The 11010-nt window shown below is 43.8% G+C and carries 10 protein-coding genes; 9 read left to right on the forward strand and 1 reads right to left on the reverse strand.

Annotation, left to right across the window (positions count from 1 at the left end):
• Position 1: 1 nt before the first annotated feature.
• The 4 genes from HMPREF1150_RS05245 (at position 2) to recG (ending at position 4720) form a co-directional block, all read left to right on the forward strand.
• Positions 2-1033: a 3-deoxy-7-phosphoheptulonate synthase gene (locus HMPREF1150_RS05245; RefSeq protein WP_009659751.1), complete on the forward strand. Its 1032-nt coding sequence runs from the start codon at positions 2-4 to the stop codon at positions 1031-1033.
• Between the two features lie 107 nt (positions 1034-1140).
• Positions 1141-1503: a holo-ACP synthase gene (acpS, locus tag HMPREF1150_RS05240; protein ID WP_002903921.1), complete on the forward strand. Its 363-nt coding sequence runs from the start codon at positions 1141-1143 to the stop codon at positions 1501-1503.
• Positions 1493-2599 (forward strand): alanine racemase, encoded by a 1107-nt coding sequence (alr, locus tag HMPREF1150_RS05235; RefSeq protein ID WP_009659698.1) that lies wholly within the window; start codon positions 1493-1495, stop codon positions 2597-2599. The genes acpS and alr overlap by 11 nt, the downstream gene beginning before the upstream one ends.
• 105 nt (positions 2600-2704) lie before the next feature.
• Positions 2705-4720: an ATP-dependent DNA helicase RecG gene (recG, locus tag HMPREF1150_RS05230; protein ID WP_009659624.1), complete on the forward strand. Its 2016-nt coding sequence runs from the start codon at positions 2705-2707 to the stop codon at positions 4718-4720.
• 716 nt (positions 4721-5436) lie between these two features.
• Here recG and HMPREF1150_RS05225 read toward each other — a convergent pair.
• Positions 5437-6399: an asparaginase gene (locus HMPREF1150_RS05225; RefSeq protein ID WP_002919527.1), complete on the reverse strand. Its 963-nt coding sequence runs from the start codon at positions 6397-6399 to the stop codon at positions 5437-5439.
• A 180-nt stretch (positions 6400-6579) separates the two neighbouring features.
• On the opposite strand from HMPREF1150_RS05225, the gene HMPREF1150_RS05220 reads away from it, so the two are divergent.
• The 5 genes from HMPREF1150_RS05220 (at position 6580) to HMPREF1150_RS05200 (ending at position 10881) form a co-directional block, all read left to right on the forward strand.
• Complete coding sequence (locus HMPREF1150_RS05220; protein WP_032905444.1) at positions 6580-7977, forward strand: Cof-type HAD-IIB family hydrolase; 1398 nt, start codon at positions 6580-6582, stop codon at positions 7975-7977.
• An 89-nt stretch (positions 7978-8066) separates the two neighbouring features.
• On the forward strand, positions 8067-8417 hold the full coding sequence (locus HMPREF1150_RS05215) for a TIGR04197 family type VII secretion effector (RefSeq protein ID WP_002910455.1): 351 nt from the start codon (positions 8067-8069) through the stop codon (positions 8415-8417).
• Between the two features lie 3 nt (positions 8418-8420).
• Positions 8421-8768 (forward strand): DUF3958 family protein, encoded by a 348-nt coding sequence (locus tag HMPREF1150_RS05210; protein ID WP_002910452.1) that lies wholly within the window; start codon positions 8421-8423, stop codon positions 8766-8768.
• Positions 8769-8770: 2 nt separating this feature from the next.
• Complete coding sequence (locus HMPREF1150_RS05205) at positions 8771-10546, forward strand: hypothetical protein (protein ID WP_002910451.1); 1776 nt, start codon at positions 8771-8773, stop codon at positions 10544-10546.
• Positions 10547-10557: 11 nt separating this feature from the next.
• On the forward strand, positions 10558-10881 hold the full coding sequence (locus HMPREF1150_RS05200; RefSeq protein ID WP_002898147.1) for a hypothetical protein: 324 nt from the start codon (positions 10558-10560) through the stop codon (positions 10879-10881).
• Positions 10882-11010 lie beyond the last annotated feature (129 nt).

Here is an 11010-nt window from a genome sequence, read left to right on the forward strand (position 1 = left end):
TATGGCATTTATTGAAAAAGGTCAGAAGATTGACATTGAGCAGATTAAGTCCAGAACCAGGCTGACTGATCAGGCCTTGGCTCATAAAAATAAGCGAGATCAAGAACTAGCTGAGATTCTCAGTGGGGAAGACGAGCGTATTCTCTTGGTGATTGGTCCTTGCTCATCAGACAATGAAGAGGCTGTGCTGGAGTATGCCCGCCGTTTGTCAGAGCTGCAGAAGAAGGTCGCAGATAAGATTTTTATCGTCATGCGGGTCTATACTGCTAAGCCGCGGACCAATGGGGATGGTTATAAGGGCTTGGTTCACCAGCCGGATACTTCTAAAGCTCCTAGTCTTATCAATGGTTTGCAGGCAGTTCGTCAGCTGCACTACCGCGTCATTACAGAGACTGGTCTGACGACGGCTGATGAGATGCTCTATCCGTCCAATCTTGTGCTGGTGGACGACTTGGTAAGCTATCATGCTGTGGGTGCTCGCTCAGTTGAAGACCAGGAGCACCGCTTTGTGGCGTCAGGTATTGACGCTCCAGTCGGCATGAAGAATCCAACTTCTGGTAATCTGGGAGTTATGTTTAACGCTGTCTATGCGGCACAAAATAAGCAGACTTTCCTTTTTCATGGCCAGGAAGTAGAAACCTCTGGAAATCCTTTGGCTCATGTTATTCTGCGTGGGGCAACCAATGAATACGGTAAGAACATTCCAAATTTCTACTATGAAAATATGCTGGATGCCATTTCCTACTATGAAAAGATGGGCTTGGAGAATCCTTTCATCGTCATTGACACCAATCACGATAACTCTGGCAAGCAGTATCTGGATCAGATTAGGATTGTGCGTCAGACCTTGCTTAATCGGGATTGGAACGAAAAGATTAAGAGAGCGGTTCGTGGTTTTATGATTGAATCTTATCTGGAAGACGGTCGGCAAAATGAGCCTGAAGTCTTTGGTAAATCTATCACTGACCCTTGCCTGGGCTGGGACAATACTGTTCAGCTTATTGAAGAAATTTACAACACTTTAGATAAATAAGGAAAATTGAAAGGGACAGTCTTGACCTGTAAAGAGGACTAACTGTCGGGTGAAGACGAACTCAGCTGGCGGCCCAGCTGAGTTTTGTCGCCTTTCCAGAGAATGATATGATAAAAGGACACGGAATTGACATAGAAGAACTGGCTGCCATTGAGCGAGCCTATCTGAAAAATGCCCGTTTTGCAAAGAAGGTGCTGACCGAGGCGGAGCTTTCTCGTTTTGAGGAGTTATCCGGCAAGCGGAAAATCGAATTTCTAGCTGGCCGTTGGGCTGCCAAGGAGGCTTTTTCTAAAGCTTGGGGAACTGGTATCGGTAAGCTCAGGTTTCAGGACTTGGAGATTTTAAACGACCGTCAGGGAGCACCTTTTTTCAGCCGTTCACCTTTTGCTGGCAAGGTTTGGATTTCGATCAGCCATGCTGCTGGCCTAGTTACAGCCAGCGTTATTTTGGAGGAAAATGATGAAAGCTAGTCTGCATAGACCCAGCAAGGCAGTGATTGATTTAGCTGCTATTGCTTTTAATATTAGACAATTGAGTACCCATCTGCCTCAGACGACAGAGAAGTGGGCTGTCGCCAAGGCAAATGCTTATGGCCACGGAGCTATTGAGGTTTCTAGGCACATTGAGCCCCTTGTAGATGGCTTTTGTGTGTCTAATATCGATGAAGCTTTGGAGCTGCGCTCAGCTGGCATTGGCAAAAAAATTCTGGTGCTAGGAGTATCAAATCTGTCTGCGCTCCCGCTGGCTAGAAAGGGAAAGGTCTCTCTGACTGTAGCCAGTCTGGAGTGGTTGGATTTAGCTTTAGCTGCGGAAAAAGACTTAACAGGATTGAAGTTTCATATCAAGATTGACTCTGGTATGGGGCGGATTGGTTTTCGAGATAGTCAGGAAGCTCAGGAGGCAATCCATCGCTTGCAGGCTGCTGGGGCTGTCGCGGAGGGAATTTTTACCCACTTTGCAACGGCAGATGAAGCGGAGCACCATAAGTTTGAAGCCCAGCTGACTCGTTTTCATCAGATCTTATCTGAGCTGGACAGTGTTCCTCCTCTCGTTCACGCTAGTAATTCTGCTACCTCTCTCTGGCACAGTGAGACTGTTCTAAATGCCGTCCGGCTGGGTGACATCATTTATGGCCTCAACCCTAGCGGAACTGTTTTAGAACTTCCTTATGAATTCAAGCCAGCTCTGTCGCTGGTCTCAGAATTGGTGCATGTCAAGGAAGTTGAGGCTGGAGCAGATGTTGGCTATGGAGCCACCTACACCAGTAAGTCTCAAGAGTGGATTGGCACTATTCCTTTGGGTTATGCAGATGGCTGGACGCGCGATATGCAGGGCTTTGATATCTTGATTGATGGTCAGCGTTGTCCGATTGTCGGCCGCGTTTCCATGGACCAAATTACAGTGCGCCTGCCTCAGGCTTATCCCCTTGGCACGCCGGTTGTGTTGATTGGAAATAGCGGAGCGGAGACCATTACGGTGACAGATGTGGCAGAAAAGCGTGGCACCATTAACTATGAGGTAGTTTGCTTGATTAGCGACCGTGTACCGAGGGTATATAAAGACTAAGAAGATTAATGCAGGGAACCGCTTGAAGTATTTGATAATGCTCTAGCTTGGTCACCCTGTCTGTGATGCCAGCATCGCAGCAGTATCAGAACTGAAAGAGGAATTATGAATTTACACCAACCTTTGACGGTTCTGCCTGGTGTGGGACCGAAATCAGCAGAAAAATTTGCTAAGCTGGGTCTAGAGACCTTGCAGGATTTACTGCTTTATTTTCCTTTTCGTTATGAGGATTTTAAGAGTAAGAATGTCCTAGACTTGGAGGATGGAGAAAAGGCGGTTGTTTCTGGTCAGGTCGTAACCCCGGCCAATGTCCAGTATTACGGCTACAAACGCAACCGCCTGCGCTTTACCATCAAGCAGGGAGAAGTCGCTCTGGCAGTTAATTTCTTTAACCAGCCTTATCTGGCGGACAAGATTGAAGTAGGAGCGAATATAGCCGTCTTTGGCAAGTGGGACAAAGCCAAGGCCAGTCTGACTGGCATGAAACTGCTGGCTCAGGTAGAGGACGACTTGCAGCCTGTCTATCGGCTGGCTCAGGGAATTAGTCAGGCCAGTCTGGTCAAGCTGATTAAGACTGCCTTTGACCAAGGACTGGACTTGCTCTTAGAGGAAAATCTGCCCCAGCCCCTGTTGGAACGCTACCAGCTAGTGAGCAGAGTTGAGGCTGTGCGGGCTATGCATTTTCCAAAGGATTTGGCGGACTACAAGCAGGCTTTGAGGCGGGTCAAATTTGAAGAACTCTTTTATTTCCAAATGCAGCTGCAGGTCTTAAAGAGAGAAACCAAGGCTGTCAGCAATGGATTGAAGATTGATTGGCAGTTGGATGCTGTGGCCGAGAAAAAGAAGAGCTTACCTTTTGAACTGACTTCAGCTCAGGAGCGCAGTCTGACAGAGATTTTGCAGGATTTGCGATCGCCTGGCCACATGAATCGCCTGCTGCAGGGCGATGTGGGAAGCGGAAAGACAGTAGTCGCTGGTCTGGCTATGTATGCTGTTTATACAGCTGGCTTTCAGTCAGCTCTGATGGTTCCAACAGAAATTTTGGCTGAGCAGCATTTTGACAGCCTAGCTCAGCTATTTCCAGAATTGAATCTGGCCCTGCTAACTGGTGGGATGAAAGCAACAGAACGCAGAGAAACCTTGGCAGCGATTGAAAACGGTCAGGTGGACATGATTGTCGGAACCCATGCCCTGATTCAGGAAGGAGTCCGTTACCATGCATTGGGCTTGGTCATTATTGACGAGCAGCATCGCTTTGGGGTGGAACAACGTCGGATTTTACGGGAAAAGGGAGACAATCCTGATGTCCTCATGATGACGGCGACGCCTATTCCCAGAACCCTTGCAATTACAGCATTTGGTGATATGGATGTATCTATTATTGACCAGATGCCTGCGGGACGCAAGCCTATTATCACCCGCTGGGTCAAGCATGAGCAGCTGGAAGTCGTCCTGGACTGGCTGAAAAAAGAGCTCCACAAGGGCGCTCAGGTCTACTTTATTTCTCCTTTGATTGAGGAATCAGAAGCGCTGGATCTTAAGAATGCCATTGCCTTAGAAGAAGAACTGACAGCCTATTTTGAACAGCAGGCCAAAGTGGCTCTGCTTCATGGCAAGATGAAGAGTGAGGAAAAAGAGGCGATTATGCAGGACTTCAAGGAAGGACAGACTGATATTCTGGTCTCTACCACGGTCATTGAGGTCGGAGTCAACGTCCCTAATGCTACGGTGATGGTCATCATGGATGCGGACCGCTTCGGACTCAGCCAGCTTCATCAGCTGAGAGGCCGTGTCGGCCGAGGCAGCAAGCAGTCTTATGCCGTCCTTGTTGCCAATCCAAAGACGGAGTCGGGCAAGCGCCGCATGAAAATCATGACTGAGACGACCGACGGTTTCCTGCTGGCTGAGGAGGATCTGAAAATGCGAGGCTCTGGAGAAATCTTTGGCACTCGGCAGTCTGGTATTCCTGAGTTTCAAGTGGCAGACATCGTGGAAGATTATCCGATTTTAGAAGAAGCCAGAAAGGTTGCCAGTCAGATTACAGCTGATCCGAACTGGCGGACAGATTCTAATTGGCACTTGATTGCTCTTCATTTGGACAAGCGAGATTACCTAGATTAAAGGTTCTTTGAATTAAGTTTCCTGCAAGATATTTATAAGTAGGCTTTAAGTTTGAGGGATTATACTATTGTCAAATCAAAGAAAGAGGTAGGACTAATGACAAAGTAAACATCCCTTAAAATCCTATAACCAAAGCTTGAAGACAAGAAGACTTGCGAGGTATGAGCCACTCAAAGAATAAGAATAATTTAGAATTTTTTCATCATAAATCTCCTAACAAATCACAAACTTCACCCAATCGGTGAAGTTTTTTTTGTATGTGGTTGAAAAGACTTGTTCGTTTCAAATAGTAGATAGGGATTGCTGCCGGATTTCTTTGACTATAAGCTTTCCCTAAGAAATCTATAAGAGATTCTTAAGTTTAGGGCTGTATCCTTATATCCAAGTAAGAACAAAAAGATTAGGGACCAAACTTGAGGTCAAACACTCCAAGAGATTCGTTTTTGCTCTTAAAGAATGAATGATAAGCGAGGTAAAAGCTATGAAAGTTACAATCAAAGTCCGCTATCCGAAGACATTTAAGCAAGCTCAGAAAATGGAGGTGACTTATGGTAAGTGATTATATTTTTGAAATTCTAGAGTCTCTGTTTGAGGTTATCTTCTAAGACCAGCGATCCAATGAAGTTTTCCCAGTATTAGAATATGAAAGAATCAAAAAAGTGCTAAGCAACCTTAGCAATTTTTGATTTAAAGAAAATAAATAGGGACTTTTTCTCTCAGCCTTCCATATAATCCCGGAGTTCTTGGCCTTTGAGTTCAGCGTTCAGGGCGATGAGCAGTTTGATTCTGGCTTTTTGGGCATTGAGCTCTTTGACGAAGAAGATACCAGCCTGGTGCAGCTGGACACCGCCTCCTTCATAAGCATAGACTGGCTCAGCGATTCCGTTGAAGCAGCGAGAGACCAGAGCGATTGGCAGTCCGGCTGCTATCATATCAGCCAGCTTGTCAGCTACTTCCTTGGGGAGGTTGCCAGCACCGAATGCTTCTATGATGAGGCCGTCTATTTTGTCTAAATCCAGCATGTCTAGCAACTCTGTCTTCATACCTGCATAAGCTGGAATGATGGGCACCAGACCAGAAATGCTGTTCAAGTCAAAGCGGACTCGAGGCTCCGCTGTCTTAAAATAGAGAATCTCCTGCTTCATAATCAAGCCGAGCGGTCCGTGAGTCGGTGTCTGGAAGGTGCTGACATTGGTCGTATGGGTCTTGGTTACATACTTGGCAGCATGTGCCTCGTCATTCATAACGACAAGCACGCCTTTATCACAGGCTTTTTCATCACTAGCCACCCGCAGGGCTGTCAGGTAGTTATAGACTCCGTCGCTCCCCAGCTCATTGGAACTGCGCATAGCCCCGGTCAGAACGACCGGAATCTTCGGCAGCTGCATAGTATCCAGAAAGTAAGCCGTCTCTTCTAAAGTGTCCGTCCCATGAGTAATGACCACTCCGTCAAATTGGTTAGCACTGGCTTTGATTTTCTGGTAGAGCTTGAGCATATGCTGGGGCGTGATATGGGGACTGGGAATGTTAAAAAAGTCAATGACTTCTGTCTCAATCCCTTCAAGCGGAACTGTCACATGGTTCATGGGGTTATCAGCATTGGTAACGACAGCCCCAGAGCCGTCAGCCTGCATGGAAATGGTTCCTCCTGTGTGCAGGACCAAGATTTTCTTTGTCATAAATCCTTTTTCTCCTTGTAGTCATGATGCAGATTCGAAAACTTACATTCTGTTTTCATAGAGTTTTCAATCCTGTTGCATAGGTATTACTCCAGCTTTTCTTTTCTGCAATTCATGTGATTGTATGTCATTTTTGTGTTATAATTTATTGTATCATAAAAGGAAAGAATGAGAAAATCAATGGAAGTAAAGGCCGTCTTTTTTGATATTGATGGGACACTGGTCAATGACAGTCGAACGGTTTTGAAATCTACAGAAAAGGCTATTCAGAGTTTAAAGGAGCAAGGAATATTAGTCGGTTTGGCAACCGGCCGCGGTCCTTTCTTTGTCAAACCTTTTATGGAGCAATTGGACTTAGACTTTGCTGTGACCTATAATGGCCAATACATTTTTTCAAGAGACAGGGTAATTTCTGCCAGTCCTATTGACAAGCAGAGTTTGCGGAATTTAATCGCCTATGCTAAGAAGCATCGGAAAGAAATTTCCTTGGGGACGGCTGAGGCTATGCTGGGCTCCAAGATTATGTCCTTCGGCATGAGCCCTTTCTCCCAGTGGACTAGCCGCTTCATCCCTAAGCGAATGGCGCGAACAGTCAGTCATGGATTTAATAAGGTCATCAGCAAGGCCTTGCCCCAGCATGAAAAGGATCTTCTACAGCTGATACAAGAGCCGATTTACCAAGCATTGATTTTGGCCAGCCCGGAAGAAAGCCGTAAGATTGAAGCAGACTTTCCTGATTTGAAATTTACCCGCAGTAGCCCCTATGCGGTCGATATTATCAATAAAGACACGTCTAAGCTAGAGGGGATTCGCCGAGTAGGCAAGGAATATGGCTTTGACATTCATCAGGTCATGGCCTTCGGTGACTCCGACAATGACTTGGAAATGTTATCAGGAGTTGGTCTCTCCATTGCTATGGGAAATGGCACCAGCTCGGTCAAGGAAGTGGCCAAGCATACAACTAGCAGCAATAGTCAGGATGGGATTCACAGGGCTTTGGAGCATTTTGGTATCCTAGCGAGGGAAAAGGTCTTTACCAGCAGTGACCATCACTTTAATAAGGTTAAAGAGTTCCATAGTGTCATGGATGAAAGCACTCAGGAAGAGCCGATTGCTTGGTCGCCTCAGGACGCTCGCTATCGGGCAGGTTTTAAGCTAGAAGAGTTGGTTGAGTTTCTGCGAGCAGCTAGTAACTCAGAGGAAGACTTTGATAGCTCTGTAGCCTATCTCCATCAGGCCCTTGACAAGGCTGCCGACAAGGTTCGCTCCAAGAGTCAGGCTGAGGTTTCTCTAGTCGGTCAGGTGGATGCCTTGATTGATACTCTATACTTCACTTATGGCAGTTTTGTCCTGATGGGAGTGGATCCAGAGCAGCTGTTCGATATTGTCCATCGGGCTAATATGGGCAAAATTTTCCCAGATGGAAAAGCTCACTTTGACCCCGTTACCCATAAAATTCTCAAACCAGATGATTGGGAAGAAAAATACGCTCCCGAAGGAGCTATCAAAGAAGAACTGGAACGACAGATTCAGGCCTATCAGCGTACCTTAGAGCAGAAAGAAGAAAACAAAGAATAAATACTTTAAGAGCAGATTATTTCTTGGAAATTTTTTGCTCTTTTTTTATTTTATGGTACAATAAGAAAAAAATGTAGAGGAGAGGACGGATGGATCAATACCAAGTTAAGAGCGACCTATCAACAGCAGCCCGTCATGCAACAGCAATCGGAGATGCAAATTTCCTGCAGATGATGGCTATTACTCGAGATTCGCAGACAACCGTTGCTGGAAATTCTAATGCAAATGCAGGGATTTCAAATGTTGAGAACCTACAAGGGCAGCTCGGGGCACACATTACAAGTATTATTCAGAATGTTCATAGTGTAGCAGCAGAGTTTGAGGATAAGGATGCTATGATTCGTCAAAGTCTGACTACTAACTATTTACCGCCTAAAAAGGAACCGACAGTCACTAAAAAAGATTTAGGTCTGAATACCTTGACTGCTTTGGAGGAATAATCAATGCAGGAAGATAAGCGATGGACTGCCTTGTTGGCCAAGGAGCGGAGGCTTGCTGATCATGAATGGGAACTCTATCAAAAGTTGGGACAGGCAAAAACTCAAGAAGAAGATGTATTGTGTCAGTTGGATTCTATGGGGACGTGGTTTCATGATTTGTCTTATGATTTCGAAGGAAGTCGATATTACAGTAAGATAACAGATTATCAGCTAGATTTTTCTCATCGAAGTAGACGGCTAAAGCTTGATATAGAGGATCAGATACAAAAACTGCGGAAAGTTCATCAAAACGCAGAAAATCAACTAGAAGAAGTCTACAAAGAGAAGCGTGCCTTAGCTGGCGAGGAGTAAGGATGAGTATTGATATGTATTTAGAAGCTGCTCGAACGCAGGCAGAAAGCCTTGGAAGAGCGGTTGAACAATGTTTGGGGCAGAATCTTAAATTAATAAGCGTTTTATCAGCTTTTCATAATGAGGATGAACTAAAAGGTAAAGCGTATGATTCTGCCAAAAATCATGTTGTCGGAACGGTCATCCCGATTGTTCAGGGAGTCATTCTCTATCAGGAAGCGATAGCCTTAGCTTGTCAAAATTTTGTTAGTAACTACACGGCAGAAGTAGACGGTAAGAGCTGGCGCCAATCAGAACTGGAAGAGAAAATTCGTTTTGCAGAACAGCAACTGGCAGAGTTGGAACGCAAATCGCAACTCTATTCAAATAATAAGGGTATGTCTATTGTGGATTTCAGTGCTTCCATCGCTGTTGCAGAAAGTGCTAGGCAAGTCTTCCAAGAAATTCTGGATAATTTGCTTACTTTTAATGAGAGTTCGCCAACTATTTTCGCGGAAGCAGAGACTTATTTAGTAGCCGCATCTACTGGCCTGTCTCAGGCAGCACAGAGCTGGGATGCATCTACTCAGACTTATCTTCCTCCTCGCCGAGATGCTGATCTCAGCTGGAAAGGTACCATCAATACTGGATGGACTAAGCGGCAGGAGAGAATAGAGGAGACGAAGAGTCAACAGTCTTTCGTGAAATATATTGACGAATTGTCATTTTCCAAGATGGAAGAGCGATATGGTAAACTTATCAGTGAGTACGAAAGCTATCTCAATACTGGTTATAACTTTCCTCAAAGAGCCGATTTGACTGCAGAACAAATTAATTATATTTATTCTCGATATCAGTATTTGAGAGAAGGGGGAGGTGCGATATATATTGAAAGTGAAAGTTCAAAAAAAATGAAGGCAAATCTTCTAGCATCTGATAAAGAAGAAGTAGATGGTATGTCGTTAGTTGAGCTAGCGGATAAGTATCCAGAATTTTTACGTGGAAGAATAAGTATCGAATTTGACTATATCTTCATGTCAGATGAGGAAAAAGCAAAGAAAGATTATAGTTATGTTCGCTTCAACCAATTAATGAACGCTGAACCGATTGATTGGCGTGATCCAGATTACGCTGCAAAGCGGAATAAATATATTCTTGAAACAGGAAAAAATCCAAGTACTAATGAACCGGCTACAGAAGCTGAAATCATCACAGCAAAAAACTACGGATGGGTCAAAGCTATTCCAGATACGGTTGCTTGGACAGATATGATGGTTGGATCTTATGTGGGGCATCAAGTCTACAATGGGAAGCCTGTTTATGGAATTGATACAAATTTTGCAGGTGAGTTAAGGAATCCAATCGTAAGTAGTCAGACAGTTTTTGGTCCTCAACTTCCATCAAAGAATTGGACACTAGAATTGCCGAAAGTTGAAACTAAGACAATTATGGGAAGTCAGTCGATGGTGTCGGAGATTAATCCAGGAGGGAATACTGATGCTCCTGCTATAAACACTGGAGGCGTAGAAGTTTCCAATAATTTGAAGTTTAATTTGAATGATATAGATAGCTTTGATAACGCGAATATTAAAAGTGTTGAAGCTTTTTTAGACAATGAACTTCAAGGTTATAGGAAAGCGCCTTTGAAAAGGGGCGATGGAGTGAGATATTATGACGGTAAAGGAAATTCATGGCAATTAAATTATGGATATGAGAATGCGACAGATAATATACATGGAAAGCCATATTTGAAGACTACCTATAATGGGGAAATTGTTAGAATTCCATTACAAAAATAAAGGAAATTAAGATGGATAAAATAGATTTAATTGAATTACTACAATCATTTTTAGAAGAAGATGCAATAGTGAGTAGAATATTTTCATACTTTTGCCTAAAGAAAAATTATAACATTGCTTTATTGAATGATATTATCTCAATTGGATTGAGAGAGAATATACTTATTATTATTAATTCTAGCGATGAGCAAATTGAATACGACCGTATTGAATGGAAAAAAGATAATACTTATCAGGAAGTGGTTTTTAGAAATCCAGAAAAATATGTTCCAGTTTTGTTTTCAGAAGCTATTTTAATTCCTGAGCCTTTCTCACAATTTTTAAAGTCTTGTTGAGTGAATTGTATTTATGAAAGATAAGGGTGTCTTAGATACTTACTAATAAAGAGGTAAATTATGAACAAAACAGAATTCAAAAAAATTGTTGGCGAAATTTTGAAATCACATAGTTTTGCTTATGAAAAT

Source organism: Streptococcus sp. AS14, from assembly GCF_000286495.1.
In the GTDB taxonomy this organism is placed as follows: Bacteria; Bacillota; Bacilli; order Lactobacillales; family Streptococcaceae; genus Streptococcus; species Streptococcus sanguinis_P.

Excerpts from the sequence above, each read along its gene's own strand:
- HMPREF1150_RS05245 (WP_009659751.1), top strand. The coding sequence starts at position 2 with ATGGCATTTATTGAAAAAGGTCAGAAGATTGACATTGAGCAGATTAAG.
- acpS (WP_002903921.1), top strand. The coding sequence starts at position 1,141 with ATGATAAAAGGACACGGAATTGACATAGAAGAACTGGCTGCCATTGAG.
- alr (WP_009659698.1), top strand. The coding sequence starts at position 1,493 with ATGAAAGCTAGTCTGCATAGACCCAGCAAGGCAGTGATTGATTTAGCT.
- recG (WP_009659624.1), top strand. The coding sequence starts at position 2,705 with ATGAATTTACACCAACCTTTGACGGTTCTGCCTGGTGTGGGACCGAAA.
- HMPREF1150_RS05225 (WP_002919527.1), bottom strand. The coding sequence starts at position 6,399 with ATGACAAAGAAAATCTTGGTCCTGCACACAGGAGGAACCATTTCCATG.
- HMPREF1150_RS05220 (WP_032905444.1), top strand. The coding sequence starts at position 6,580 with ATGGAAGTAAAGGCCGTCTTTTTTGATATTGATGGGACACTGGTCAAT.
- HMPREF1150_RS05215 (WP_002910455.1), top strand. The coding sequence starts at position 8,067 with ATGGATCAATACCAAGTTAAGAGCGACCTATCAACAGCAGCCCGTCAT.
- HMPREF1150_RS05210 (WP_002910452.1), top strand. The coding sequence starts at position 8,421 with ATGCAGGAAGATAAGCGATGGACTGCCTTGTTGGCCAAGGAGCGGAGG.
- HMPREF1150_RS05205 (WP_002910451.1), top strand. The coding sequence starts at position 8,771 with ATGAGTATTGATATGTATTTAGAAGCTGCTCGAACGCAGGCAGAAAGC.
- HMPREF1150_RS05200 (WP_002898147.1), top strand. The coding sequence starts at position 10,558 with ATGGATAAAATAGATTTAATTGAATTACTACAATCATTTTTAGAAGAA.